This window comes from Monashia sp. HAY1-11D, assembly GCF_056868035.1.
Genome location: NZ_CP200320.1, coordinates 3055292 through 3080563 on the forward strand (window position 1 = coordinate 3055292; position 25272 = coordinate 3080563).

General features: G+C 72.5%; 21 protein-coding genes and 1 pseudogene. 15 read left to right on the forward strand and 7 right to left on the reverse strand.

Going from position 1 to position 25272, the window contains the following annotated elements:
- The first annotated feature begins 17 nt into the window (after positions 1-17).
- Positions 18-2606 (forward strand): alpha-glucan family phosphorylase, encoded by a 2589-nt coding sequence (gene glgP / locus AC1VM9_RS14110; RefSeq protein WP_481339395.1) that lies wholly within the window; start codon positions 18-20, stop codon positions 2604-2606.
- Positions 2607-2727: 121 nt separating this feature from the next.
- Here glgP and glgX read toward each other — a convergent pair whose 3' ends face one another.
- Positions 2728-4380, reverse strand: a complete 1653-nt coding sequence (gene glgX, locus AC1VM9_RS14115) for a glycogen debranching protein GlgX (RefSeq protein WP_483123059.1) — start codon at positions 4378-4380, stop codon at positions 2728-2730.
- Positions 4377-4868, reverse strand: a complete 492-nt coding sequence (locus AC1VM9_RS14120; RefSeq protein ID WP_483123060.1) for a hypothetical protein — start codon at positions 4866-4868, stop codon at positions 4377-4379. Before AC1VM9_RS14120 ends, glgX begins: the two co-directional genes overlap by 4 nt.
- Positions 4869-5276: 408 nt before the next feature.
- Between AC1VM9_RS14120 and AC1VM9_RS14125 the strand changes: the two genes are divergently transcribed.
- The 5 genes from AC1VM9_RS14125 to AC1VM9_RS14145 all read left to right on the forward strand — a co-directional run bounded on the left by AC1VM9_RS14125 (position 5277) and on the right by AC1VM9_RS14145 (position 8542).
- Entirely contained in the window at positions 5277-5465 is a 189-nt protein-coding gene (locus tag AC1VM9_RS14125; protein WP_483123062.1) for a hypothetical protein, read from the forward strand.
- Positions 5465-6244, forward strand: a complete 780-nt coding sequence (locus AC1VM9_RS14130) for an enoyl-CoA hydratase/isomerase family protein (protein ID WP_483123063.1) — start codon at positions 5465-5467, stop codon at positions 6242-6244. Before AC1VM9_RS14125 ends, AC1VM9_RS14130 begins: the two co-directional genes overlap by 1 nt.
- A 7-nt stretch (positions 6245-6251) precedes the next feature.
- Entirely contained in the window at positions 6252-6575 is a 324-nt protein-coding gene (locus tag AC1VM9_RS14135; protein WP_483123064.1) for a hypothetical protein, read from the forward strand.
- 169 nt (positions 6576-6744) lie between these two features.
- Positions 6745-7548: an electron transfer flavoprotein subunit beta/FixA family protein gene (locus tag AC1VM9_RS14140; protein ID WP_483123065.1), complete on the forward strand. Its 804-nt coding sequence runs from the start codon at positions 6745-6747 to the stop codon at positions 7546-7548.
- A 34-nt stretch (positions 7549-7582) separates the two neighbouring features.
- Entirely contained in the window at positions 7583-8542 is a 960-nt protein-coding gene (locus tag AC1VM9_RS14145; RefSeq protein WP_483123067.1) for an electron transfer flavoprotein subunit alpha/FixB family protein, read from the forward strand.
- 91 nt (positions 8543-8633) lie between these two features.
- Here the strand turns inward: AC1VM9_RS14145 and AC1VM9_RS14150 are convergent, their stop codons facing one another.
- A complete protein-coding gene (locus AC1VM9_RS14150) occupies positions 8634-9122 on the reverse strand; it encodes a hypothetical protein (RefSeq protein ID WP_483123068.1) in 489 nt (162 codons plus the stop codon).
- 176 nt (positions 9123-9298) lie between these two features.
- Positions 9299-10822 carry a S8 family serine peptidase gene (locus AC1VM9_RS14155; RefSeq protein WP_483123069.1) on the reverse strand — a complete coding sequence of 508 codons (1524 nt, stop codon included), beginning with the start codon at positions 10820-10822 and terminating at the stop codon, positions 9299-9301.
- Positions 10823-10983: 161 nt separating this feature from the next.
- On the opposite strand from AC1VM9_RS14155, the gene AC1VM9_RS14160 reads away from it, so the two are divergent.
- Both AC1VM9_RS14160 and mnmA read left to right on the forward strand, forming a co-directional pair.
- Entirely contained in the window at positions 10984-12171 is a 1188-nt protein-coding gene (locus AC1VM9_RS14160) for a cysteine desulfurase family protein (RefSeq protein WP_481344698.1), read from the forward strand.
- Positions 12168-13274 carry a tRNA 2-thiouridine(34) synthase MnmA gene (gene mnmA / locus AC1VM9_RS14165; RefSeq protein WP_483123070.1) on the forward strand — a complete coding sequence of 369 codons (1107 nt, stop codon included), beginning with the start codon at positions 12168-12170 and terminating at the stop codon, positions 13272-13274. Before AC1VM9_RS14160 ends, mnmA begins: the two co-directional genes overlap by 4 nt.
- Before the next feature lie 13 nt (positions 13275-13287).
- Here the strand turns inward: mnmA and AC1VM9_RS14170 are convergent, their stop codons facing one another.
- The gene (locus AC1VM9_RS14170; protein ID WP_483124023.1) at positions 13288-14175 is read right to left on the reverse strand and encodes a GNAT family N-acetyltransferase; all 888 of its coding nucleotides are present in this window, start codon (positions 14173-14175) and stop codon (positions 13288-13290) included.
- 158 nt (positions 14176-14333) lie between these two features.
- Here AC1VM9_RS14170 and AC1VM9_RS14175 point away from each other — a divergent pair, with 158 nt between their 5' ends.
- Positions 14334-15326: a uroporphyrinogen decarboxylase/cobalamine-independent methonine synthase family protein gene (locus AC1VM9_RS14175; protein WP_483123071.1), complete on the forward strand. Its 993-nt coding sequence runs from the start codon at positions 14334-14336 to the stop codon at positions 15324-15326.
- Between the two features lie 17 nt (positions 15327-15343).
- Here AC1VM9_RS14175 and AC1VM9_RS14180 read toward each other — a convergent pair whose 3' ends face one another.
- Together AC1VM9_RS14180 and AC1VM9_RS14185 are read right to left on the reverse strand one after the other, a co-directional pair.
- The gene (locus AC1VM9_RS14180; RefSeq protein WP_481342939.1) at positions 15344-16576 is read right to left on the reverse strand and encodes a L,D-transpeptidase; all 1233 of its coding nucleotides are present in this window, start codon (positions 16574-16576) and stop codon (positions 15344-15346) included.
- 190 nt (positions 16577-16766) lie between these two features.
- Complete coding sequence (locus AC1VM9_RS14185) at positions 16767-18266, reverse strand: long-chain-fatty-acid--CoA ligase (protein ID WP_483123073.1); 1500 nt, start codon at positions 18264-18266, stop codon at positions 16767-16769.
- Between the two features lie 153 nt (positions 18267-18419).
- On the opposite strand from AC1VM9_RS14185, the gene ligA reads away from it, so the two are divergent.
- From ligA to AC1VM9_RS14215, 6 genes and pseudogenes are all read left to right on the forward strand, one after another.
- Positions 18420-20627, forward strand: coding sequence for an NAD-dependent DNA ligase LigA (gene ligA / locus AC1VM9_RS14190; protein WP_483123074.1), 2208 nt, complete (start codon positions 18420-18422; stop codon positions 20625-20627).
- Positions 20628-20954: 327 nt separating this feature from the next.
- Positions 20955-22148 carry an HNH endonuclease gene (locus AC1VM9_RS14195; RefSeq protein ID WP_483123075.1) on the forward strand — a complete coding sequence of 398 codons (1194 nt, stop codon included), beginning with the start codon at positions 20955-20957 and terminating at the stop codon, positions 22146-22148.
- Between the two features lie 333 nt (positions 22149-22481).
- Positions 22482-22691 (forward strand): annotated as a pseudogene (locus AC1VM9_RS14200) (ATP-binding cassette domain-containing protein); the annotation flags it as partial.
- Positions 22692-22743: 52 nt separating this feature from the next.
- Complete coding sequence (locus AC1VM9_RS14205; protein ID WP_483123076.1) at positions 22744-23166, forward strand: ABC transporter ATP-binding protein C-terminal domain-containing protein; 423 nt, start codon at positions 22744-22746, stop codon at positions 23164-23166.
- Entirely contained in the window at positions 23159-23929 is a 771-nt protein-coding gene (locus AC1VM9_RS14210; RefSeq protein WP_483123077.1) for an ABC transporter ATP-binding protein, read from the forward strand. Before AC1VM9_RS14205 ends, AC1VM9_RS14210 begins: the two co-directional genes overlap by 8 nt.
- Positions 23930-24026: 97 nt before the next feature.
- A complete protein-coding gene (locus AC1VM9_RS14215) occupies positions 24027-25268 on the forward strand; it encodes an ABC transporter substrate-binding protein (RefSeq protein ID WP_483123078.1) in 1242 nt (413 codons plus the stop codon).
- Positions 25269-25272 lie beyond the last annotated feature (4 nt).

Below are 25272 nucleotides of genomic sequence, written 5' to 3' on the forward strand. Positions count from 1 at the left end.
CCCTATGCTGACTCCTCGTGAAGGCCATCCGTCGCTTCAGCGTCCGCACCGTCCTACCCACCCGGATCGAGGGGCTCGGCGTTCTCGCCAGCAACCTCCGGTGGTCCTGGCACCCGCCGACGCGTGATCTCTTCGAGAGCATCAGCCCCCGCAAGTGGGCCCAGGCGGGCGAGGACCCCGTCAAGCTCCTGTCCCGTCTGTCCGCCGACGAGCTCGCATCGCTCGCGGCCGACGACGACTTCGTCGGCAGCGTCGTCGCCGCCAACGCCGACCTCGAGTCCTACCTGACCGACGAGCGCTGGTACCAGCGCTGGAGCCGCGAGCAGGAGGCCGCCGGCCGCGCGGCCCCCGCGGCGGTCGCCTACTTCAGCCCCGAGTTCGGCATCACCGCAGTGCTGCCGCAGTACTCCGGTGGCCTCGGCATCCTCGCCGGCGACCACCTCAAGACCGCCTCCGACCTCGGCGTCCCCATCGTCGGCGTCGGCCTCTTCTACAAGACCGGCTACTTCAAGCAGGCCCTCGACCGCGAGGGCTGGCAGGTGGAGTCCTACCCGGTGCTCGACCCCGACGGCCTGCCGTTGTCGCTGCTGCGCGAGGACGACGGCACGCCGGCCGTCGTCACCGTCGACCTCCCGGCCGGTCGCGTCCTCAACGCCCACGTGTGGAAGGCGCAGGTGGGCCGGGTCCCGCTGCTGCTGCTCGACTCCGACGTGCCGGGCAACGACGAGCAGACGCGTCGGGTCACCGAGTCGCTCTACGGCGGGGGCGGCGACACCCGCCTCGAGCAGGAGCTGCTGCTCGGCATCGGCGGCGTCCGTGCGCTGCGCCTGTGGTCGCGACTCTCGGGCGCGCCCGCCCCGGAGGTCTACCACACGAACGAGGGCCACGCCGGTTTCCTCGGCGTCGAGCGCATCACCGAGCTCGTCCGCGACCACGGCCTCACCTTCGACGAGGCCCTCGAGGCGGTCCGTTCGGCCACGGTGTTCACGACGCACACGCCCGTGCCGGCCGGCATCGACCGCTTCGACGCCGCGAAGATCAACCTCTTCTTCGGCGGCCCCAACGCCATTCCCGGCGTGCCGGTCGAGCGCCTCCTGGCCCTCGGTGCCGAGGACTACGAGGGCGGCCAGCCCGGCATCTTCAACATGGCCGTCATGGGCCTGCGCCTCGCCCAGCGCGCCAACGGCGTCTCGCAGCTGCACGGCGTCGTGAGCCGGGAGATGTTCGACGGCCTGTGGCCGGGCTTCGACGACGACGAGGTGCCGATCACGAGCATCACCAACGGCGTCCACGCACCGACGTGGGTCGACCGCTCGGTGTACGACGTCGCGCTCAAGCACCTCGGGACCTCCGACATCGCCGGCGAGAACGCGTGGGAACGCATCGACGAGGTGCCGGCCGACGCGGTCTGGTCGACGAAGCGCGAGATGCGCGAGAAGCTCGTCAACGACGCCCGGCGCCGCGTCCGCTCCTCCTGGCGCAAGCGCGGCTCCACCGAGCTCGAGCTCGGCTGGGTCGACGACGTCCTCGACCCCGACGTCCTGACGATCGGCTTCGCCCGGCGCGTCCCGACGTACAAGCGCCTCACCCTGATGCTGCGTGACCCGGAGCGTCTCAAGCGACTGCTCCTGCACCCGGAGCGCCCGGTGCAGCTCGTCATCGCCGGCAAGTCGCACCCTGCCGACGAGACCGGCAAGCGCCTCATCCAGGAGATGGTCCGCTTCGCCGACGACCCCGAGGTGCGCCACCGCATCGTCTTCCTGCCGAACTACGACATCGCCATGGCCCAGCACCTCTACCCGGGCTGCGACGTCTGGCTCAACAACCCGCTGCGGCCGTTCGAGGCCTGTGGCACGTCGGGCATGAAGGCGGCCCTCAACGGCGGCCTCAACCTGTCCATCCTCGACGGCTGGTGGGACGAGTGGTTCGACGGCCGCAACGGCTGGGCCATCCCGACCGCCGACGGCGTCGAGGACCCCGACCGCCGCGACGACATCGAGGCGGCCGCGCTCTACGACCTCATCGAGCACGACGTCGCGCCGAAGTTCTACGACCGGGGCGCCGACGGCCTGCCCAACGGCTGGATCTCGATGATGACCCACACGCTCAAGACGCTCGGGCCCAAGGTCCTGGCCAGCCGCATGGTGGAGGACTACGTCACCACCCTCTACGGCCCCGCCGCCGGTGCCGGCCGGGCCCTCAACGGGCCCCAGTTCGCCGGGGCCAAGGAGCTGGCCGCCTACAAGGCGTCGGTCCGGGCGGCCTGGCCGAACGTCAAGGTCGAGCACCTCGAGACGTCGGGGCTGTCCGACTCGCCGGAGATCGGCGACACCCTCGACCTGCGCGCCTACGTCGACCTGGGCGGTCTGCGCGCGGACGACGTCGAGGTCCAGCTCGTGCACGGCCACGTCAACGAGGCCGACGAGCTGTGGGGTGTCGAGACCACACCGCTGTCCTTCGTCGAGGGCTACGAGAACGGCCGCGCCCAGTTCGCCGGGTCGCAGCCGCTGCGCCGCACCGGCTCGTTCGGCTACAGCGTGCGGGTCGTACCGAGGCACCCGGCGCTCGCGTCGTCGGCCGAGCTGGGCCTGGCCCGGACCGCCTGAGTCGCCACCGCCTGAGCCGTCCTCCCACGCTCGACCGCAGAGCCCGGACCCCGCGCGGGGCCCGGGCTCTGCCGCGTCAGGGTCCGAGCGGCGGCGAGCGGGACCGGCGGGCTCAGCGGGCTCAGCGGGCGGCGACGGCGCGCCAGACGCGCATCGACGCCGGCCCCACCGGCAGGGTCGTGCCCGCGGCCACGGCGGGGCACGCGTCGGCGGGTCGGGTGTCCGTGCTGTCCCAGACCAGCTCGTAGGCGGCGATGCCGGGGGCGGCGGGCAGCGTCACGTCGACGCCCGACGCCGACCCGTTGAGGACGACGAGGACCGACTGCTGGTCCAGCCACCGGCCGTCGTAGAGCGCCTGGAGGACGTGCACGGCCGGACCGTCCCAGCGGTGGCCCATCGGGGCGCCGTCGCTGCCGAACCAGGCCAGGTCGGTCGAGCCGTCGGTGTGGACCGGGCGCCCCGTGAAGAACGAGCGCTGCCGCAGCACCGGGTGCTCTCGCCGCAGGCGCACGAGATGGCGCGTCGTGGCGAGGAGGTCCTCCTGCCACGGCTCGAGGTCCCAGTCGGTCCAGCTGATCTCGTTGTCCTGCGAGTACGGGTTGTTGTTGCCGCGCTGGCTGCGGCCCAGCTCGTCGCCCGCGGTGAGCATCGGTACGCCCGTGGACAGCAGGAGCGTCCCGAGCAGGTTGCGCATCGTGCGGCGACGGGCCTCGAGGACGTGCTCGTCGTCGGTGCGGCCCTCCACACCGTGGTTCCAGGACCGGTTGTCGTCCGACCCGTCGGTGCCGCCGTGCCCGTTGACCCCGTTGTGCTTCGCGTCGTAGGCGGTGAGGTCGTGCAGCGTGAAGCCGTCGTGGGCGGTGACGAAGTTGACCGACGCGATGGTGCCGCGGTCGTGCCTGTCGAAGAGGTCCTGCGAGCCGGCCAGGCGCGTCGCGAGCTCACGGACGCCGTGGCCGCTGCCGCTCGCTGAGGCCGCGAGGTCGCGCAGCCAGAACGTGCGTACGGTGTCGCGGTAGCGGTCGTTCCACTCCGAGAACGGCGGTGGGAACTGGCCGGTGCGCCAGCCGTGGATGCCGAGGTCCCACGGTTCCGCGACGAGCTTGGCGCGCGAGAGGACCGGGTCGGTGCGCAGCGCCACGAGGAACGGGTGGTCACGGTCGAAGGTGTCGTCCTTGCCGCGGCCGAGCGCGACCGCGAGGTCGAACCGGAAGCCGTCGACGTGGCACTCCTGCACCCAGTAGCGCAGGGAGTCCAGGACCATGCGCGCCACGACCGGGTGGGCGAGGTCGAGGGTGTTGCCGCAGCCCGTGACGTCGATGTCGCGGCCACGGCTGTCGAGCCGGTAGTAGGCCCGCTGGTCCAGGCCACGCCACGACAGGGTCATGCCCTCGCGCGACTTCTCCGCCGTGTGGTTGTACACGACGTCGAGCAGCACCTCGATGCCGGCGGCGTGCAGGGCACGGACCATGCCCTTGAACTCGTCGAGCACACCCTGCGGGTCGGTGACCGATGCGTACGCCGCGTGCGGCGCGAAGAACCCGAGGGTGTTGTAGCCCCAGTGGTTGGCCAGGCCGCGCAGGACGAGCTCGGGCTCGTGGGTGAAGGCGTGCACCGGCAGCAGCTCGACCGCGGTCACACCGAGGCCGGTCAGGTGCTCGACGTACGCCGGGTGGGCGAGCCCCGCGTAGGTGCCGCGCAGGTGCGCCGGCACCCCGGGGTGCAGCCGCGTCGCGCCCTTGACGTGCACCTCGTAGATGAGCGACTCGGTCAAGGACGTCCGGGGAAGCTCGTCGTCCCCCAGTCGAACCCGTCGTCGACGACGACGCACCGCGGCATGAACGGCGCCGAGTCCCGGGCGTCGCGGACGGCGATGTCGCCGCGCAGGTCGGCCCCGACGCGGTGGCCCCAGAGCGCCGGGTCGAGCCGGAGGTCGCCCTCGAGCGCGCGCGCGTACGGGTCGAGGACGAGCTTGGCCGGGTTGTGCAGGAGCGACCTCTCGGGGTCCCACTCGCCGTCGACGCGGAAGGCGTAGCGCTGCCCCTTCCCGACGCCGGGGACGGTGTCGAACCACGTGCCGTGCGCCCGGTGCCGCAGGGCGACCCGGCGCTCGGTCTCGGTGCCGTCCGCGTCACGGTCGAACAGGCACACCTCGACGCCACCCGCGTGCCCCGCGTAGACGGAGAAGACGGCCCCCTCGGGGGTCAGGTGCACCCCCGGCTCTGGCGGCAGGTCCGGCGTGGTGGGCGGCGGCGGGCACATGGGGCCAAGCGTATGGCGGCGCGGCGGGCCGGGGTGCCGGCCGCCCACGGGCCGTCTCGCGTCCGCCGAGGCGATCGGTCTACGGTGGGCGCATGACCGACCCGACCTCCCTGCCCAACTTCATGCCGAGCTTCCCCGGAGGGCGTCCCGAACGGGGCCCCGGCGTCCGACACCCCGGTCCGCGACCGCGTCGTCGCGGTCCTCAAGGGTCTCGGGATCGAGGCGAGCATCGACGGCGACGGCGACATCGAGTTCGCGATCGTCGACAACGAGGGCACGAGCACGACGCTGTTCGCCCGCGTCGCGGAGGGCGACCTCGCCGTCGTCCGCTTCTTCGGCCAGTGGCAGCTCGCCGAGCCCGTCTCGCCCGACCGCAACGAGCGCCTCGCCCGGTGCAACGACCTCACGATGCAGCTCAACATCGTCAAGCTCTCGCTCGTGCAGGAGAGCCTCGTCGTCTCGGCCGAGCACGTCATCACGCCGAACGCCGACCTCGACATCCTCGTGCCGCTCTCGGTCAACCACATCCTGCAGAGCGTCGGCTTCTTCTTCCAGTCCTGGCTGCCGACGGACGCCGTGTCGCCGGGCGAGGCCTGATGGGCGAGCTCGTCCGGCTCGAGGTCGAGGACGGCATCGGCACGATCCGCCTCGACCGGCCGAAGATGAACGCCCTCAACATCCAGGTCCAGGAGGAGATCCGGGCCGCCGCGGGTGAGGCCGCCGAGCGCCCCGACGTCAAGGCCGTCATCGTCTACGGCGGCGAGCGCGTCTTCGCGGCCGGGGCCGACATCAAGGAGATGCAGGCCATGTCGTACACCGACATGGTCGACCGCTCCGCGCCGCTCTCGTCCTCGATCACCGCGGTCGCCCGCATCCCGAAGCCCGTCATCGCGGCGGTCACCGGGTACGCGCTCGGCGGCGGCTGCGAGCTCGCGCTCGCGTGCGACTTCCGCGTCGTGGCCGACGACGCGAAGCTCGGCCAACCCGAGATCCTCCTCGGCATCATCCCGGGCGCCGGTGGGACGCAACGACTTTCGCGGCTCGTGGGCGCCTCTCGTGCGAAGGAGATCATCCTGTCCGGCCGGTTCGTCGACGCGCAGGAGGCCCTCGCCATCGGCCTGGTCGACCGCGTGGTGCCGGCGGCCGACGTGTACACCGCCGCCCGTGAGTGGGCGGCCACCTTCGTCGGTGGGCCGACGTACGCCGTCCGCGCGGCCAAGGAGGCCATCGACCGGGGCCTCGAGGTGGACCTCGAGACCGGCCTGGAGATCGAGCGGATGCTTTTCGCCGGGCTCTTCGGCACGCGCGACCGCGAGATCGGCATGACCTCGTTCGTCGAGCAGGGTCCGGGCAAGGCGCAGTTCGAAGGTCGGTGACCCACCGGTGCCACAGCCGCTGGACGTCCTCGTGTTCTACGCGCCCGTCGGGTCGACCGAGGACGTCCTCGCGGCCGTCTTCGCCGCGGGCGCGGGGGCCGTGGGGGACTACACGGAGTGCGCCTGGTACGTCGAGGGCACGGGGCAGTTCCGGCCGGGCCCCGGCGCCGTACCGGCGATCGGTGCGGTCGGCCACCTCGAGACGCTGCGCGAGCACCGCGTCGAGGTCACCTTCCCGCGTGACCGGCGGGCCGCCGTCGTCGCGGCGTTGCGCGCCGCCCACCCGTACGAGGAGCCGGCCTTCCACGTCGTCGAGACGGGCGCCGTCTGAGCGGCGCACCGCCGTCCGGCGCAGGCCGGTGGGGGTGCCGTGTCGGCCGGCGGGTGGTGAGTGTCACGCCCGCCGCGTGGTGAGTAAGCGGTTGCTCAGTGAGAGGATGACGCCAGTGCCGGAGCGACTCCGGCAGCCCCATCCACGCAACGGAAGAGGACGTTCACCCATGAACATCGTCGTCTGTGTCAAGTACGTGCCGGACGCGCAGGCCGAGCGCACGTTCGACGCATCGGACAGCACGACCGACCGTGAGAACGTCGACGGTCTGTTGTCCGAGCTGGACGAGTACGCCGTCGAGGAGGCGCTCAAGATCGTCGAGGCGGGTGAGGGCGAGGTGACCGTGGTGACCGTCGGCCCGGACCGGGCCGCCGACGCCGTCAAGAAGGCGCTGCAGATGGGCGCCGACAAGGGCGTGCACGTCAACGACGCGGCGATCCACGGCTCCGACGCGGCGGCGACGTCGCTGGTGCTGGCCGAGGCGGTCAGGAAGCTCGGCGAGGTCGACCTGGTCGTGACCGGGATGGCCAGCACGGACGGCACGATGGGCGTGGTCCCGACGATGCTGGCCGAGCGGCTCGGGCTGCCGGCGGTGACGTACGCGTCCGAGCTGAGCGTCGAGGGCGGCGGCACGGGCGGCACCGGTGGCACGGTCACGGCCCGCCGCGACGGGGATGCCTCGACGCAGACGATCACGGCCGCGCTGCCGGCGTTGGTGTCGGTGACCGACCAGATCAACGAGCCCCGCTACCCCTCGTTCAAGGGGATCATGGCGGCCAAGAAGAAGCCGGTCGAGCAGTGGACGCTGGCCGACCTGGGCATCGACCCGGCGCGGGTGGGGCTGGAGGCGGCCTGGACCCGGGTCGAGTCGTTCGCCGCGCGGCCGCCGCGTACCCAGGGCCAGATCGTCACCGACGAGGGCGACGGCGGCAGCAAGCTCGCCGCGTTCCTGTCCGAGCGCAAGTTCGTCTGACCGACCCCCAGCCACAGAAGGGAACCCACGAACCATGGCTGAAGTTCTCGTGCTCGTCGACCACGTCGAGGGCAAGGTTCGCAAGACGACCTCGGAGCTGTTGACGATCGCGCGTCGTCTCGGTGAGCCGTCGGCGGTCTTCGTCGGGGCCGGCTTCGACGCGGCCCGGGAGACCCTGGCCCGCTACGGCGCGGAGAAGGTGTACCGGGTCGAGGCGCCGGAGGTGCTCGAGCACCTGGTCGTGCCGCAGGCCGAGCTGCTGGCGCAGCTGGTCGGCAAGCTGACCCCGGCGGCGGTGCTGGTGCCCTCCTCGCCGGAGGGCAAGGAGATCGCGGCCCGGGTGGCGATCAGGACCGAGTCGGGCCTGGTTACCGACGCCGTCGACGTGCAGGCCGCCGACGGTGGCGGGGTGGTGACGACGCAGTCGGTGTTCGCAGGGTCGTACACGGTCACCGCGACGGTCACGCGGGGCACGCCGATCGTCGCGGTGAAGCCGAACTCGGCCACGCCCGAGGAGGCCCCGGCGGCCGCGGCCGACGAGGTGCTCGACTTCGCCCCGTCCGAGGCCGCCAAGGGAGCCCGGATCACCGAGTCCAAGCCGAAGCAGGCCACCGGCCGTCCGGAGCTGACCGAGGCCGCGATCGTCGTGTCCGGTGGCCGCGGCACCGGCGGTGACTTCTCCCCGGTCGAGGACTTCGCCGACAGCCTCGGCGCAGCGGTCGGCGCGTCCCGCGCGGCGGTCGATGCCGGCTGGTACCCGCACACCAGCCAGGTCGGGCAGACCGGCAAGCAGGTCAGCCCGCAGCTGTACGTCGCGTGCGGGATCTCCGGGGCGATCCAGCACCGGGCCGGGATGCAGACCTCCAAGACCATCGTGGCGGTCAACAAGGACAACGAGGCCCCGATCTTCGAGCTGGTCGACTTCGGCGTCGTCGGGGACCTGTTCACCGTGCTGCCCCAGGCCACCGAGGCGATCAAGGCCGCCAAGGGCTGACCACCAGCGCACCGAGGACGAGGGCCCCCGACCGTGCGGTCGGGGGCCCTCGTCGTCGCGGCGGATACCGCCGGGCAGGAGGAGCCTGGGCTCAGGCGACGGCCTCCCCGGGGCCCTGCTCGTCACGCACCACCCGCGAGGACGTGCGGGCCCAGCTCGAGAGCCGCTCCCGGTTCGCGACGTACCGCCGCCCGCCGGAGCCGAACGCCCACCACGGGCCCTGCAGGGCCTCGCACGGAAGCCTCGTCAGCCGCTCCGACCCGCGCCGGAACTCGACGCGTCCGGTGCTCGACACCCGACGCACGAGCCGCCGCTCGACGGTCGTCGAGGAGAGCATGTTGTGGACCCGCAGCTCGTCCCGGCGCAGGTCGACGCGAGCCCGCCACGCGCGCACCGCGAGGACCAGCGCCGACGTGAGGCACACGGCGAGGGCCGCCGGCGCGGGCACCGCCGGGAGGTACCGCTCGAGCAGCCGGGCCACGAAGTAGCCGATGACCGGGCAGGCGAGCGCCGTCACGACGCGGTGCCAGGTCGGGGCCTGCAGCGTGCTGCCTCCGGTGTCCTCGTGCGAGCCACCCATGCCGCCGATGATAGGCGGCGAGCCCGCGGGCGCCCGAGCGCCGGCCCCGGGCGGGCGTCGCGGAACCACCGGGCCACGGAGCCCCCCGGGGTGGGGTCGGGGGGCTCCGCGGCGTCCGGGGTGGGCGAGTCGCCCGGGCGGGCCGTCTCAGCCACAGGTCGGGCAGGCCAGCCGCCTCAGCGCGTCAGGGCCGCCACCGCCGCGACGACGTCGACGAGCCCGTGGCCCTTGTCGAACGAGGTCGTGCCGCGGCCGTCGGCGTCCGGCTCGTACGCGGCACCGTCGGTGTACTTGTACGCCGACGACTCGAGCGCGGCCTCGACCTGGGCGGGCGTGGCTGCCGGGTCGGCCTGGAACAGCTGCGCGACGATGCCGGAGATGTGTGGCGTGGCCATCGACGTGCCGCTGATGGTGTTGTAGTCGCCGCCGTCGCGCGGGTCGCCGCCGGAGGTGCAGATCGGCAGGTAGATCCGGCACGAGGACGTGATCCCCTCGCCCGGTGCGGAGATGTCGGGGTAGCTCGACAGCTGTCCGCGCTTGCCGCGGGAGCTGAAGGTGCTGACCGTGCCGTCACGGGTGCCGGAGTCGTGGTCGTTGTAGGAGGCGACCGAGAGGATCCCCGGGGTGGGGTCCTGTCCGGGCGGGTTGGACAGGTTGGCCGAGCCGTCGCCGCCGTCGTTGCCGTTGGCCCAGACGGTGACCACGCCCTCCCGGACGAGGGCCCGCTGGAGCTTGACCGTCGCGGAGTTCGGGTCGAGCTCGCCGCCGCCGGACGGTCCGTACGAGTTGCTGGTGACCTTGATCGGGGGGCAGGTGCTCGCGGGGACGCCCGCTCCGCACGGGGCCGTGTGGTGCTCCAGCACCCAGTTGAGGGCGGAGTCGGCGCCGACGATGAACAGGACCGCGCCGGTGCTCAGGCTGACGAGGCTCGCGCCCGGCGCCGCGCCGTGCATCCTCGTCCCGTCCGACAGGGTGACGTCGCGGCCGGCGACGATGCCGTTGACGTGCATGCCGTGGCCGCCGACCGAGAGCAGGTCGGTGTCGAGGCTGCCGGCGTCGACCGGCTGGCACGGCAGGACCTCGAGCGGGTCGCACACCACCTTGAGGTTCTTGACGACGGCCGAGCTGCCGTCCGGGTTGCGCAGGAACGGGTGGCTGGGGTCGACGCCGGAGTCGATGACCGCGACGCTGACTCCCGAACCGTCGAGGGGCCTGCCGTTCGCGCCGGTCAGGGTGGCGCGCGCCTCCGAGCCGCGCGTCGCCGTGTTCGACGTCGACAGGTACAGGCTGATCGGCTCGTTGCCCTCGACGTAGGTGACGCCGGGCGCGGCGCGCACGGCCGCGATCTGCGCCGGCAGGCCTGCGGCGACGACGACCCCGATCTTGTCGAAGCTCTCACGGACGACGAGGCCGGAGGCCGTCGCGGCGCGGCGGGCGGTGGCGACGTCGGAACCGTGGACGAGGACCGTCGTCGGTCGCAGGCTCGGGAGGCTGGGCCACTGCCGGGCGAGCCAGGGGGACAGCGGAGCGAGGCCCGTCGTGCCCGTCGCGGCGCCGGGCGTGGACAGGCCTGCCGTGGCGTCGGACGCGCCGGAGGCGCCCGCGGAGCCGGCGCCGGCCAGCCCGGTGGCGACGAGGGCGAGCGTGCCGACGCCTGCGGCGACGGCGGTGCGGAGGCGGGTTCTGGTCGTGCCGAGCATGGTTCCCTCTCTGCCGGGGCCGACGCCCACGGTGGCGGCGACCTGTCCCGTCAACGAGACGTCGGTGGCGCAGGTTACGGCCGGTAGCCGCGTCGTGGGCGCGTCGTGGGCGCGTCGTGGGCGCGGGCGGGCGGGGGAGCGGCACGCCCTAGAATCGTGCGGTGACCGCGTACCTGGACCATGCCGCGACGACGCCGATGCTGCCGGCGGCGCTCGACGCGATGACCCGCCAGCTCGCGGTCGTGGGCAACCCGTCCTCCCTGCACCGCACGGGTCGTGAGGCGCGGCGGGCTGTCGAGGAGTCCAGGGAACGCATCGCCCGGGCGCTCGGGGCGCGGCCCTCTGAGGTCGTCTTCACCTCCGGCGGCACCGAGTCGGACAACCTCGCGCTCAAGGGCACCTTCTGGGCCCGGCGGGACGCCGACCCCGCACGCGTCCGACTGCTCGTCGGGGTCACCGAGCACCACGCGGTCCTCGACTGCGTCGACTTCCTCGTCGCGCACGAGGGCGCCAAGGTGACCTGGCTCGAGTGCACGCCCGAGGGGTTCGTCGAGCCGGCCACGCTGCGCCGCGCCGTCGAACAGGACCCGGGGTCCGTCGCGCTCGTGTCGGTCATGTGGGCCAACAACGAGGTCGGCACCGTCCAGGACGTCCCGGCGCTGGCCGCCGTCGCCCGCGAGTTCGGCATCCCGTTCCACACCGACGCGGTCCAGGCGGCGGGGCACGTGCCGGTCGACTTCGCCGCGAGCGGGGCCGACCTCATGTCGGTGACGGCGCACAAGCTCGGTGGCCCGATCGGCGTCGGGGCCCTGGTCGTGCGGCGCGATGCCACGCTCGTGCCGTTGACGCACGGCGGCGGGCAGGAGCGGCAGGTCCGCTCGGGCACCCTCGATGCCCCGGCCATCGTCGGCTTCGCCACGGCACTGACCGCCGCGGTCGAGTCGATGGACGCCGAGGCGCAGCGGCTCGTGGCCCTGCGCGACGCCATCCTCGAGCGCGCCATGGAGGTGGCCCCCGACGTCCGGCCGACCGGCTTCTGGGAGCCCGGTGACTCCTCCCGGCGCCTGCCGGGGAACGCGCACCTGCTCGTGCCCGGCTGTGACGGCGACTCGCTGCTCTACCTGCTCGACGCCGCGGGCGTCGCCTGCTCGACCGGGTCGGCGTGCCAGGCCGGGGTGCCGCAGCCGAGCCACGTCCTGCTGGCCATGGGCATCGAGGAGTCCGACGCTCGCGGTGCGCTGCGCCTGACCCTCGGACACACCTCGACCGAGGCCGACGTCGACGCGTTCCTCGCCGCCCTGCCGGCGGCGCTGGACCGGGCCCGGAGGGCTCGCGAGGCGACGTCATGAGGGTCGTCGCGGCGATGAGCGGCGGCGTCGACTCGGCCGTCGCCGCCGCCCGCATGCTCGATGCGGGACACGAGGTCGTCGGCGTGCACCTGGCGCTGAGCCAGAGCGCCGCGACGCTGTGGGAGTCCGCGCGCGGCTGCTGCACCATCGAGGACGCGGGTGACGCGCGCCGGGTCGCCGACGTGCTCGGCATCCCGTTCTACGTGTGGGACATGGCCGAGCGGTTCCGGCGCGACGTCGTCGACGACTTCCGCGCCGAGTACGCCGCGGGGCGCACGCCCAACCCGTGCCTGCGCTGCAACGAGCGCATCAAGTTCGCGGCACTGCTCGACAAGGCGCTGGCGCTCGGGTTCGACGCCGTGGCGACCGGTCACTACGCCCGGATCGTCGAGGTGCCGGACGCTGCGGGCGGGACGCGCCGCGAGCTGCACCGGGCCGTCGACGCGGCCAAGGACCAGAGCTACGTCCTCGGCGTGCTCGAGGCCGACCAGCTGGCGCGCTCCTTCTTCCCGCTCGGTGACACGACGAAGCCGGACATCCGTCGTGAGGCGGCCGAGCGGGGGTTCTACGTCGCGAACAAGCCGGACAGCCACGACATCTGCTTCATCGCCGATGGCGACACCCGTGGGTGGCTGACGCGCGAGCTCGGCGAGGCGCCCGGCGAGATCGTGGACACCTCCGGTGCCGTCGTCGGCGAGCACCGGGGGGCGTTCGCGTACACCGTCGGCCAGCGTCGCGGCCTGGCGCTCGGGCGGCCGGCGGCCGACGGGCAGCCCCGCTACGTCGTGGAGGTGCGTCCGGAGAGCAACCGGGTCGTCGTCGGCACGGCCGACCTGCTCGGCGTCAACGCGATGAGCGGTCGGCACGCACGCTGGTGCGGCCCCGCGCCGCACGGCGTCGTCCGCGTCGGCGCGCAGGTGCGCGCCCACGGCGAGGAGCACCGGGCCATCGCGTGGGCGGAGGGTGACACCGTCGAGGTGCGCCTCGACGAGCGCATCCGTGGGGTCGCACCGGGGCAGTCGGTCGTGCTCTACGACGGTTCCCGGGTCATCGGGTCGGCGACCATCGCCTCCTCGCGCCTCGAGCGCGAGCCGGTCGGCTGACCTTGCGTGCCGGTCAGTGCACCGACCGGGACCACGTGAGCACCCGCGCGGTCGGGGCGAACCCGATCGCCTCGTAGATGCGACGCGGCCCCGGGTGGTCGTCGTCGCCGCGCGGCGTCACCTGTGCGACGCGGCCGCCGACGTCGCGCAGGGCGTGCAGGGCCGCCAGCGTCACGGCGCCGGCCAGGCCGCGGCCGCGGTGTGCCGGGACGCAGCCGACGGGCTCCACGAGGCCGGCGCCGGTCTCGGGGTCCAGCCACACGAGGGCCGAGGCCACCATCGCCCCCGCCGCGTCGACCGCGACCCAGTCGAGGTCGGGACGGTAGGGCCAGGTGCGCATGAGCTGGGCATAGGCGAGCGCGTCCACCCGGGAGGGCGCGTCGTCAGACCACGCCGCGGCGTGCACGGCCGCGCGCGCGGCCGCCTCCTCCGGGCCGACCGCCCGGAAGGCGTACCCCCGGACCCTGGGCACCGGCAACAGGTCGGCGAGGTCGAGCGTGTGGTGGGTGAGGAACGGCGCGCCCGGCTGCGGCTCGAACCCGGCGTCGCCGAGCGCGGCCTCGACCGCCGCGTCGCCCTCGACCGCCATGGTCGACTGCTCGTCCGCGTCGCTCCACTCCTCGAACCAGTCGAGGACCTCAGCGGCGACCTCCGGACGGGCCGGGTCGACCTGCAGCTCGAGCCAGTCGGGGCTCTCGGCCCAGCCGAAGGCCACCGTGCGCTCGCCCTCGGCCCAGACCGCCAGGGCCTCTCCCTCGCCGAGGGCCTGCACGTCGACGGGTTCGGAGTACCGGTTCCAGGCCAGCTGCCCCGGGTGGAACCGGCTCGTCGGCGTCCACGTGCGGGAGCACAGGTCCTGCATCGCGCGCAGGTCGCTCGGGCCGGCGAAGTCGCGTCGCATCACCCGGGCCACGCTAGCGCCGGTCGCCGGCCGGGGAGTGGCGGGGGAGTGGCGGGGGAGCGGCGGGGGGACCGGCGGGCAGTGGCGGGCAGTGGCGCGCGCGGCGCTGGTCGGCAGGCCGGTGCGGTGACGCGGACGCGTCCGCCTAGGCTGGCGCGGTGACCCTCGCTTCCGGCATCGGCTCCTGGCCCGGCACGTCGGTCCGCGACGCGCTCCTTCAGGTGCGAGAGCTCCTCGACGGCCAGCTGCCCTACCTGCCCGAGCTGCCCGCGCGGGGCCCGGGCGCGGACATGGTCGGGCGCACCGCCGGGATGCTGGTCGAGCTTCCCGTCGACCTCCAGCCGGCAGGGTGGCGCCTCGTCGACCGGCCGGGCCGCGACGCCGGGCGCACCGCCGCGTTCCTGCGCGAGGACCTCGACGAGCTCGCCGAGGCCTTCGACGGCCACACCGGCCCCCTCAAGGTGCAGGTCGTCGGGCCGTGGACCCTCGCGGCGTCGCTCTGGCTGCCGCGCGGTGAGCGGGCCGTCGTCGACGAGGGGGCCTGCCGCGACATCGTGGAGTCCCTCGCCGAGGGGCTGCGGGTGCACGTCGAGGCGGTCCGGCGACTCGTACCCGGTGCCGAGCTCGTCGTCCAGGTCGACGAACCGTCCCTGCCCACCGTCCTCGCCGGGCGTCTGCCCACCGTCTCGGGCTTCGGCCGGCTGCCCTCGCTCGACCCGCAGGTGGCCGAGGGCGGTCTGCGCACGGTCCTCGAGGCGGCAGCGGCGGTGGCCGGCGGCCGCACCGTCGTCCACTGCTGCGCCGTCGACCCGCCGCTGCCCCTCCTGCGGGCCGCGGGTGCCGCGAGCCTGTCGCTCGACACGAGCCTGCTCGGCCCGCGCGGGTGGGAGGGCGTCGCCGTCGCGGTCGAGGACGGCGTGCGGCTGCACGCGGGTGCGGTCCCGACCGACGGCTCCCGGCTGCGGGTCGCCGAGGTCACCGACCGTGTCGAGTCCGCGTGGCGGCGCGTCGGGCTACCGGTCGCCGACCTGGCCGACGTCGTCGTCAGCCCCGCGTGCGGGCTCGCCGGCGCAGCGCCGGACCTGGCCCGCCGCATCCAGCGGGCCGCCGTCGAGGCGTCGCGCGAGCTGGCCGAACGCGCCGCCGGCTGACCGGAGGCGTCAGGACCTCAGAGGGCCGAGCCCTTGAGCCAGGTGCTCCAGCTGAGGTTCCAGTCGGCGTAGCCGTTGCCCATCGTCATGCCACGGTTGGTCCCCGTGGTCTCGACGACGTCACCGATGATCGTGTGCTCGTACATCCACTTGCCGTTGGCGTCGCTCATGCCGGTGCAGCCGTGGCTCACGTTGCGCTCGCCCTGGTCGGCGACCGACCACGGGGCGGTGTGGAGGAACTCGCCGGAGTTCGTGACGCGCATCGCGTACTTGACGGGGGTGTCGGCGTAGTAGTTGGGGTCGTCCTTCTTCAGGCCGATGGTCTCGGCGCGCATCGTGATGTTGGTCTGCTTGTCCATGATGACCTTGACACCCGACCGCGTCGTGAAGCCGGGGCGGCCGCCGGTGACGGGGATCCGCTTGGTCCACCGGCCGTTGATGTAGACGTCCATCTGGTCGGTCTTGAGGTTGACCTTGGCCACGAGGGCGCGACCGATGGTGAAGTCGGACGTGCGCGACATCTGGCCGAAGCGGTCGTTGCCCGCGGGGACACCGTTGAGGTCGGCCTCGACATGGACCTTCGTACCGGGCTTCCAGTACGTCTTCGGCCGCCAGTGCACCTCGGTCGAGCTGAGCCAGTACCACGAGCCGGACTGCGCCGGCTGCGTCGTGACCTTCATGTGCTTCTCGAAGCTGGCCTTGTCTGTGACGGGCAGGTCGAAGCGGACGACGACGGGCATGCCGATGCCAACCGTGCCGCCGTCACGGGGGGAGACCGCGACGTAGACCTGGTCGTCCAGGGAGAGGTCGGCCGTGCGGAACGTGCGGGTGACCTCGGTCGTCTGGCCGTCGGCGTCCTTGGCCTCGAGCTTGAGCGTGTACTTGACGCCGGGCTCGAGCAGGTCGCCCGCGGTCCACGTACCACCCGACAGGGTGCCGTCGACGGGGATGCGGTTGCCCTTCTTGCTCTTGTACGACAGGGTCGCCCCGGTCAGCGTGCCCTTCTGGGCGGAAGCCTTGACGCGGGTGTCGACGGCGACGTCGGTGGCGTCGTCGTCAGGTGTGGTCGTGAAGACGACGGCCTCGGTGGTCGGGCTGGGCGCGGCGTCGCTCGTCCGGCCCGGGGCCGAGGTTCCGGAGGCAGCCGGGTTGGTGTTGTCCGCCGTGGCCGAGGCGTTGCAGGCGGTGACGCCGAGCATGGCGAGGACCGCCAGGCCCGAGACGACGGCGGAACGGACGTTCGACTTCACGCGTGTGTACCCCTTGAGACGGTGCCGGCGTCCCCGGGGCGGAACGGGGACGGCACGTCGATAGTGACCCGCGACCAGTGTCGCCGAAACGGGGCGATACTCCAAAACGTGTGGCGAGTCCAGCGCCCGCGTGTCGCGAACGGCTCGGGAGGGCCGCTCCTGCGACGCGGCGGTTCCGCGGCAGGACCGCTCAGGCGGGGGTCTGCGGACGCACCTCGCGCCGGAGGATCTTGCCCGTCGGCCCCTTCGGCAGCTCGGGCAGCAGCCACAGCCGGCGCGGGTACTTGTATGCCGCGAGCCGCTCCTTGACGTACGCCTGCACGTCGTCGAGCGTCGCCGTCGACCCGGGACGCAGCACGACGGCGGCTCCGACCTCCTCGCCCATGAGGTCGTCCGGTACGCCGACGACGGCCGCCTCGAGCACGTCGGGGTGGGTGTACAGCACCTCCTCGACCTCGCGCGGGTAGACGTTGAGGCCGCCGCGGATGATGAGGTCCTTCTTGCGGTCGACGATCGTGAAGTAGCCCTCGTCGTCGACGGTCGCGAGGTCACCGGAGCGGAACCAGCCGTCGGGGATCGCCTCGGCCGTCGCGTCGGGCCGGTTCCAGTAGCCCTTCATGATGTTCTCGCCGCGGATCGCGATCTCGCCGATCTGGCCTGCCGGCGTGTCGTTGCCCTCGATGTCGACGAGCTTCATCTCGCACCCGGGGATGGCGCGGCCGATGGTGCCGGGCTTCGTCGGCTTGTCGGGCATGTTGAACGAGGCGACCGGGGAGGTCTCCGACAGCCCGTAGCCCTCGAGGATCCGGCAGCCGAACCTCTTCTCGAAGCTGCGCATCACCTCGGCCGGCATGGCGGACCCTCCGGACACGCAGGTGCGCAGGCTCGAGGTGTCCGCACGGTCGGCGTCGGGGTGGTTGAGGATCGCGGCGTACATCGTGGGCACGCCCTGGAAGATCGTCACGCGGTCGCGGCCGATGACCTCGATCGCCTTGGCCGGGTCGAACCGGGGGATGAGGGTCAGGGTGCAGCCGCGCTGGACCGCGGTGTTGAGCCCGCACGTCAGCCCGAACACGTGGAACAGGGGCAGGCAGCCCATGATGACGTCGTCCTCGGTCATCTGCATGACGTCGCTCGCGGACACCTCGGCGTTGCGGTGCAGGTTGAAGTGGGTCAGCTCGGCGCCCTTCGGCTTGCCCGTCGTGCCGCTGGTGTAGAGGATCACCGCCGTGTCGTCGTCGGCGCGGTCCACCGGGTCGGTCAGCGGCGGCGCTGCGTCCAGCTGGCCCTCGGCCGGGCCCATCGGACCGCACAGGACGACGCGGGTGCCGGTCTCGGCGGCCGCCTTGCCCGCCTCCTCGGCGAAGTCGGGCCAGACGAGGCTGAGCCCGGCACCGCTGTCCTCGTAGTAGTACTGGATCTCGCCGGCCTTGAGGAGCGGGTTCATCGGCACGACGACGCCGCCGGCGAGGAGGGTCCCGTAGAACGCGACGGGGTAGGCCGGCACGTTCGGCAGGATGAGGCTGACGCGGTCGCCGGGTTCGAGCCCTGCGGCACGCAGCTGCCCGGCCACCTGACCGGCTGCCGCGAGCAGCGCCGACCATGTCACCTCGAGCTGGTCGAGCTTGATCCCCGTCTTGTCGGGAAGCCGACCGGCGGTGGCGACGAGGGCGGCGGCGAGGTTCGTCATCGGTGCTCCTTTGCAGCGCAGGCGTGCCGCCATTGTTACCCGCCGGTCCGTCGCTGAACAGGGCTTCGGCTGGGCTGTGGGCGTCGTCTCGTGCGCAGCCCCCTGGCGTGCCGTGACCCCTGGCCTGTCGCACCCGGCTGGCAGGATGGGCGGGTGAGCGACACCACCGGAAAGACCGCCGGCTCGACGCCGGTCACCGACGACGTCCCCACCACGATCCATCAGGAGTGGACCGAGCTCGCCGAGGAGGCGTCCGCCGCCCAGTTCGCCTACCACGTCAAGGACGCGCCGACGATCAGCGACGGCGAGTACGACTCGATCATGCGGCGCCTCAACGCGATCGAGGACGAGTACCCGTCGCTGCGGACGCCCGAGAGCCCGACCCAGAACGTCGGCGGTGCCGCGTTCGCCACGGGGTTCGAGACCGTCGACCACCTCGAACGGATGCTCAGCCTGGACAACGCGTTCTCCTTCGAGGAGCTGCGGGCCTGGGCCGAGCGCGTCGAGCGGGAGGTCGGCACCGGCGCCCACTTCCTCACCGAGCTCAAGATCGACGGGCTGGCCGTCAACCTGCTCTACGAGGGCGGACGGCTGACCCGGGCGCTGACCCGCGGTGACGGGCGCACCGGCGAGGACGTCACGAACAACGTACGCACCATCGCCACGATCCCCGAGCGACTCTCGGGCGACGCCGTCCCCGACCTCGTCGAGGTGCGCGGCGAGGTGTTCTTCCCGGTCCTCGCCTTCGCCGACCTCAACGCGGCCCTCGTCGAGGCGGGCAAGGCGCCGTTCGCCAACCCGCGCAACGCCGCCGCCGGCTCGCTGCGGCAGAAGGACCCCAAGGTCACCGCCTCGCGGCCACTGCGGATGCTCGTCCACGGCATCGGGGCACGCCGGGGGTTCGACGTGTCCCGGCAGAGCGAGGCCTACGAGCGCATGCGCTCGTGGGGCCTGCCGACGTCCGACCAGGTGCGGGTGCTGCCCGACGTCGACGCCGTCGAGGAGTTCGTCACCTACCACGGCGAGCACCGCCACGACGGCCTCCACGAGATCGACGGCATCGTCGTCAAGGTCGACGAGGTCCCCCTCCAGCGCCAGCTCGGGTCCACCTCGCGGGCACCACGGTGGGCCATCGCCTTCAAGTACCCGCCGGAGGAGGTCAACACCAAGCTGCTCGACATCCGCGTCAACGTCGGGCGCACGGGCCGGGTGACTCCCTACGGCGTCATGGAGCCGGTCGTCGTGGCGGGCTCCACCGTCGAGCAGGCGACCCTCCACAACATGCACGAGGTCAGGCGCAAGGGTGTCCTCATCGGAGACACCGTCGTGCTGCGCAAGGCCGGCGACGTCATCCCCGAGATCGTCGGACCCGTCGTCGACCTGCGCGACGGGTCCGAGCGCGAGTTCGTCATGCCGACGCACTGCCCCTCCTGCGGCACCGTGCTCGCGCCCGAGAAGGAGGGGGACAAGGACATCCGCTGCCCCAACTCCCGCGCCTGCCCGAGCCAGCTGCGCGAGCGGGTCTTCGGTCTGGCCTCGCGTGGCGGCCTCGACATCGAGGCCCTCGGCTGGGAGGCCTCGATCGCGCTGACCGACCCCGAGTTCGACCGGCCCGACGAGGCCGACGCCGAGGGCGTCCCGCGCTCCGAGCCGGTGCTGCCCGGCGAGGCGGGCCTGTTCGACCTGAGGCCCGAGGACCTGCGCGACGTCACCGTCTGGCGACGGCGCAAGGTCAAGGGCGTGCCCGGGCCGTGGCAGAAGGAGCTGTACTTCTTCACCAAGCCCACCGCCAAGGCGCCGTCGAAACCGCGCGCCAACACCGAGGTGCTCTTCGCCGAGCTCGAGAAGGCCAAGACGCAGCCGCTGTGGCGGGTGCTCGTCGCACTGTCCATCCGCCACGTCGGACCCACCGCCGCCCGCGCGCTCGCCTCGCACTTCCGGTCGATGGACGCCATCCGCGCGGCTGCGCGCGAGGAGCTGGCCGAGGTCGAGGGCGTCGGCGGGATCATCGCGGACGCCGTCATCGACTGGTTCGCGGTGGACTGGCACCGCGAGATCGTCGAGCGCTGGGCCGCAGCAGGGGTGCGCATGCGGGACGAGGTGGACGCCTCGGCCCCGCGGACGCTCGAGGGCAAGACGGTCGTCGTCACCGGCTCGCTCGAGGGGTTCTCCCGGGACGAGACCAAGGAGGCGATCATCAGCCGCGGCGGCAAGGCGGCCGGCTCGGTCTCGAAGAAGACCGACTTCGTCGTCGTCGGCGCCAACGCCGGGTCGAAGGCCGCCAAGGCCGAGGAGCTCGGCCTGCCGGTCCTCGACGAGGACGGTTTCCGACGGCTCCTCGAGACGGGCTCGCCCGACTGACCAGGCCTCGGCCTCGCTGCCCACGGCACGGTTCTCGAAGGCGGGTTGCTCGGGTGGGCTGGGGCCATGGACGGCGCAATCGACTTGTCGCTCAATGACGTTCGGATGTGCACAGCTCTGGTCCGCAAGGCGCCGCTGACGTAGAATCGAACACATGTTCGATGGCGCGCTTCGGTGTTCGTGGAGTCGCAGGCCGACGTGGCCCAGCGGTGGCGCGAGCGGGCCGAGGAGTGCTCTGCGACGGGGGATTTCGAAGGATGGCGCACTGCGCGTGACGAAGCCCGCCTGGCGTCGGTCGCAGAGGAGCCAGGGGGACGCGACGGGGCAGTGTCGCGACGGGATGCCCGGGCACGCCGTGGTGTGCGTCGTGACTCCTTGCGCAGCGTGGCCGGTCAGGTGGCGCTGGCGCGCCGTGAGTTGCCGGCCCGTGGGAGCCAGCACGTGCGCCTCGCCCTGCGGCTGCGCCGGGAGATGCCGGAGACCTTCGCGGCGTTGGAGCGGGGCGACCTCGGCGAGTGGCGGGCCTCGATCGTCGCCCGCGAGACCGACGGCCTCGACGAGGTCCAGCGTCGGCACGTCGACGCCGAGGTCGTGGGCCGGCTCGGTGATCGGCTGGGGTCTCTCGGTGACCGTGAGCTCATGCGTCTCGTGCGCGCCGCTGCCTACCGGACCGATCCCACCGCGGTGCTGGCCCGCAGCGCGAAGGCAGCGTCCGAACGACGCGTCACCCTCCGCCCCGCGCCCGACACGATGGCCTACCTCACCGCCTTGCTGCCGGTCGCCCAGGCGGTGGCGACGCACGCGGCCCTGACGACAGCCGCCGACACGGCCCGGGCGGCCGGTGACGAACGGGGCAAGGGCCAGGTGATGGCCGACGAGCTCGTGGTCCGGCTGACCGGGCAGCGGCGAGCCGCTGACGTAGCGGTCGAGGTGCAGCTCGTCATGACGGACCGCGCCCTTTTCGCCGGTGACGACGTGCCGGCGCAGCTCGCCGGGTACGGCTCCGTGCCCGCCACGTGGGCCCGTCGCCTCCTCGAGATGCCGGGGCTCGACGATCGGGCCGACGGCGACGCGGCGCGCTCCCGTGCCTGGGTGCGTCGCCTCTACACCGACCCGACCGCGTCCGAGCTCGTCGCCATGGACTCCGCCCGCCGCACCTTCGACGGTGGCCTTCGCCGCTTCCTCCTCGCCCGCGACGGCGGCGTCTGCCGGACACCGTGGTGCGAGGCCCCCGTTCGTCACCTCGACCACGTCGAGGACCATGCGTCGGGCGGCCCGACCAGTGCCGCCAACGGCCAGGGACTCTGCGTGCGGTGCAACCACACCAAGCAGCTGCCGGGCTGGAGCGCCGCGGCCGGTGCGGTCTCGGGGCAGCGGGCCGGGCCCCACCGGGTCCTCACCACCACGCCGACCGGGCACTCGTACGAGTCCCTTGCACCCCCGCTCGTCCCGGGTCACGTGCCCGATCTGCGCAGCGCCCTCGAGCGTCACCTCGAGGTGCTCCTCCTCGACGCCGCCTGAGCCGACGAGGACCGGAGGCGGGTGGGGTGGGTGCCCGGCGGGGGGTGACGCTCGGGCGTGGCTCAGGCGCGTTCTCATGTGGGCCCGCACCACAGAACCGGGGCAGGTGTGTGGGTACCCACCGTCCTTTCGCCTCACGGTCCTCCTAGGCTTTCGGGAAGTCTCCCCGGTTGCCGTCAGCAGCCGTTCAGGCAGAGGGAGGCGGTCGGCCATGGGCACGACGCCGGCCACCGCAGCGCGACGCACGAGGAGGTGCAGGTCTTGACGGGTACCCCGTTGCTCGAGACCAGGGCCCTGACCAAGGAGTTCCGGGGGTTCACGGCGGTGTCCCGCGTGGACCTGTCCGTCGAGCGCGGCACGGTCCATGCGCTCGTCGGGCCCAACGGCGCGGGCAAGACGACGCTGTTCAACCTCCTCACCGGGTTCCTCACCCCGACCTCGGGCACCGTCCTCTTCGACGGCCTGGACGTCACCGGCAAGGCCCCCGAGCAGATCGCTCCGCTCGGCATCGCCCGGTCCTTCCAGATCACGAGCCTCTTCGAGCAGATGACCCTGCGCGAGCACCTCGAGCTTCGCCCTCGCCGGCCCCACCGGGATGGGGCGGCAGTGGTGGCGCTCGGTCAGGCGCCTGGCCGTCTTCAAGGACCGCGCCACCGAGCTGCTCGCGCAGGTCGGACTCGCCGACCTCGCGGGCGCCCCGGCCGCCTCGCTCGCCTACGGACAGAAGCGCGCGCTCGAGCTGGCGATCGCACTCGCCCTGGACCCGAAGCTGCTCCTGCTCGACGAGCCGACCGCCGGGATGGGGATCGAGGACGTCGACCGCACCATCGCGCTCGTCAAGGCGCTGGCCGTCGGGCGCACGGTCGTCTTCGTCGACCACAACATGCACGTCGTCGGGTCCCTCGCCGACCGCGTCACGGTCCTCCAGTCGGGTCAGGTGCTCGCCGAGGGCCCCTACGACGAGGTCCGTGCCGACGAGCGCGTCGTCTCCGCGTATCTCGGAGCAACCCATGAGTGAGCCCGTCACGGCCGCCGCGCCCACGCCCGCCGCCCCGGCCCGGACCGGCCCGGAGGCGTCCACGGGGCACGTGCTCGACGTCGCCGGCCTCTCGGCGTGGTACGGCGAGGCCCGGGTCCTGCGAGAGGTCTCCGTCGGCGTCGGCGCGGGAGAGGTCGTCACGCTCGTCGGGCGCAACGGGGCCGGCAAGACGACCCTGCTCCGCTCGGTCATGGGCCTGCACCGGCACGTCGAAGGGACCGTCACCTTCGACGGCGCCGACCTGACGAAGCGCCCGGCCGACGTCAGGGCCAGGGCGGGCCTCGGCTGGGTGCCCGACGACCGCGGCATCTACGCCGGTCTCACGGTGGCCGAGAACCTCCTCCTGCCTCCGGTCGTCCATCCCGACGCGTGGTCCCTCGAGAAGGTCTACGAGCTCTTTCCCGTCCTGCACGAGCGTCGCGACTTCCCCGGCACGAGGCTGTCCGGTGGCGAGCAGCAGATGCTCGCCATGGCCCGGGTGCTGCGGATGGGGTCGCGCCTGCTGCTGCTCGACGAGCCGAGCGAGGGCCTGGCCCCGGTCATCGTCCACCGCATCGGAGAGATCATCCGCGAGATCAAGGGCCAGGGCGTCGGCGTCCTCCTCGTCGAGCAGAACGTCACCTTCGCCTCCACCGTCGCGGACCGGCACTACCTGCTCGCGCAGGGCGAGGTCGTCGAGCACCTCGACAACGACGAGTTCCGCGCCCGGGCGAGCGAGCTGCTCACCCACCTCGGGATGTGACCCACTCCGTCCGCGCGCCCCGAAGCCACCGCCACCGCGTCGCCCCCGAAGCACTCACGCACACCCAGACACACCCGACGTCACCCCAGGAGGGGACATGCGTAGCAGGAAGACCCACGCATCGCTGGCCGTCGCGGCCTCGGCCTCGCTCGCGCTCGCCGCGTGCGGGCAGGGCGGCCCCCAGTCCGGCGGCTCGAGCAAGCTCACCGACGACAAGGTCGTCATCGGCCTGCTCAACGACCAGTCCGGTGTCTACAAGGACCTCTCCGGCCCCAACTCGAAGGTCGCCATCCAGCTGGCCATCGACGACTACAAGGCCAAGTACGGTGACAAGGCCGTGGCCAAGGACGTCGAGATCGTCACGGCCGACCACCAGAACAAGGCGGACGTCGCCAACTCCAAGGCGCAGGAGATGTACGACCGCCAGAAGGCCGACATCATCCTCGACGTTCCGAACTCCGCAGCCGGCCTGGCCGTGGCCACGCAGGCCAAGAACAAGAAGAAGCTCTACATCAACATCGGCGCCGGCACGACGGCCCTGACCGGTGCCCAGTGCAACAAGTACACGTTCCACTGGGCCTACAACACCGCCGCCCTGGCGCGCGGCACGGCCGGCACCATCACGAAGGCCGGCGGAACGTCGTGGAACATCGTCTACCCCGACTACGCCTTCGGCCAGGACATGAACAAGTCCTTCACCAAGGAGATCCAGGCCGCGGGTGGCACGGTCGGGCAGTCGATCGCCTCGCCGTTCCCGAGCGACAACTTCGCGACGTTCATCACCAAGGCGGGCGAGGGCAACCCCAAGGTCATCGGGTCGATGCACGCGGGCGGCGACCTCATCAACTTCGTCAAGCAGTTCAACCAGAGCCCCCTCAAGGGCAAGGTCGAGCTGGCCGTCGGCCTGATGTTCATCACCGACATCCACTCGCTCGGCGTCGACCAGTTCGCCGGCACGCAGTTCACCGACGCGTGGTACTGGAACTTCGACGAGCAGAACAAGAAGTGGGCCGACCGCTTCAAGGAGAAGACGAACACCCGTCCGTCCTTCGCCCACGCCGCCAACTACTCGGCCGCACTGAACTACCTCGAGGCGGTCCAGGCGGCCGGCACCGACGACGCGGACGCCGTCGTCGCCAAGCTCGAGGGCAAGAAGATCGACGACGTGTTCCTCCGCAACGGCGAGGTGCGCAAGGCCGACCACGCCGTCATCCACGACATGTACCTCGCGAAGGTCAAGGCCTCGGCGCCCGAGGAGTGGGACTACGAGGACATCGTCAAGACGATCCCCGCCGCCGAGGCGTACGGCCCTGCCAACGCCGACTGCAAGATGGGCTGAATGA

Bases quoted from the DNA above. Each gene is read 5' to 3' on its own strand.
- AC1VM9_RS14170 (WP_483124023.1), bottom strand. From the start codon at position 14,175: ATGCGACGCGACTTCGCCGGCCCGAGCGACCTGCGCGCGATGCAGGAC.
- AC1VM9_RS14210 (WP_483123077.1), top strand. From the start codon at position 23,159: ATGAGTGAGCCCGTCACGGCCGCCGCGCCCACGCCCGCCGCCCCGGCC.
- AC1VM9_RS14215 (WP_483123078.1), top strand. From the start codon at position 24,027: ATGCGTAGCAGGAAGACCCACGCATCGCTGGCCGTCGCGGCCTCGGCC.
- AC1VM9_RS14140 (WP_483123065.1), top strand. From the start codon at position 6,745: ATGAACATCGTCGTCTGTGTCAAGTACGTGCCGGACGCGCAGGCCGAG.
- AC1VM9_RS14205 (WP_483123076.1), top strand. From the start codon at position 22,744: ATGGGGCGGCAGTGGTGGCGCTCGGTCAGGCGCCTGGCCGTCTTCAAG.
- AC1VM9_RS14155 (WP_483123069.1), bottom strand. From the start codon at position 10,822: ATGCTCGGCACGACCAGAACCCGCCTCCGCACCGCCGTCGCCGCAGGC.
- AC1VM9_RS14150 (WP_483123068.1), bottom strand. From the start codon at position 9,122: ATGGGTGGCTCGCACGAGGACACCGGAGGCAGCACGCTGCAGGCCCCG.
- AC1VM9_RS14145 (WP_483123067.1), top strand. From the start codon at position 7,583: ATGGCTGAAGTTCTCGTGCTCGTCGACCACGTCGAGGGCAAGGTTCGC.
- AC1VM9_RS14120 (WP_483123060.1), bottom strand. From the start codon at position 4,868: ATGTGCCCGCCGCCGCCCACCACGCCGGACCTGCCGCCAGAGCCGGGG.
- AC1VM9_RS14125 (WP_483123062.1), top strand. From the start codon at position 5,277: ATGCAGCTCAACATCGTCAAGCTCTCGCTCGTGCAGGAGAGCCTCGTC.
- AC1VM9_RS14185 (WP_483123073.1), bottom strand. From the start codon at position 18,266: ATGACGAACCTCGCCGCCGCCCTCGTCGCCACCGCCGGTCGGCTTCCC.
- mnmA (WP_483123070.1), top strand. From the start codon at position 12,168: ATGAGGGTCGTCGCGGCGATGAGCGGCGGCGTCGACTCGGCCGTCGCC.
- AC1VM9_RS14130 (WP_483123063.1), top strand. From the start codon at position 5,465: ATGGGCGAGCTCGTCCGGCTCGAGGTCGAGGACGGCATCGGCACGATC.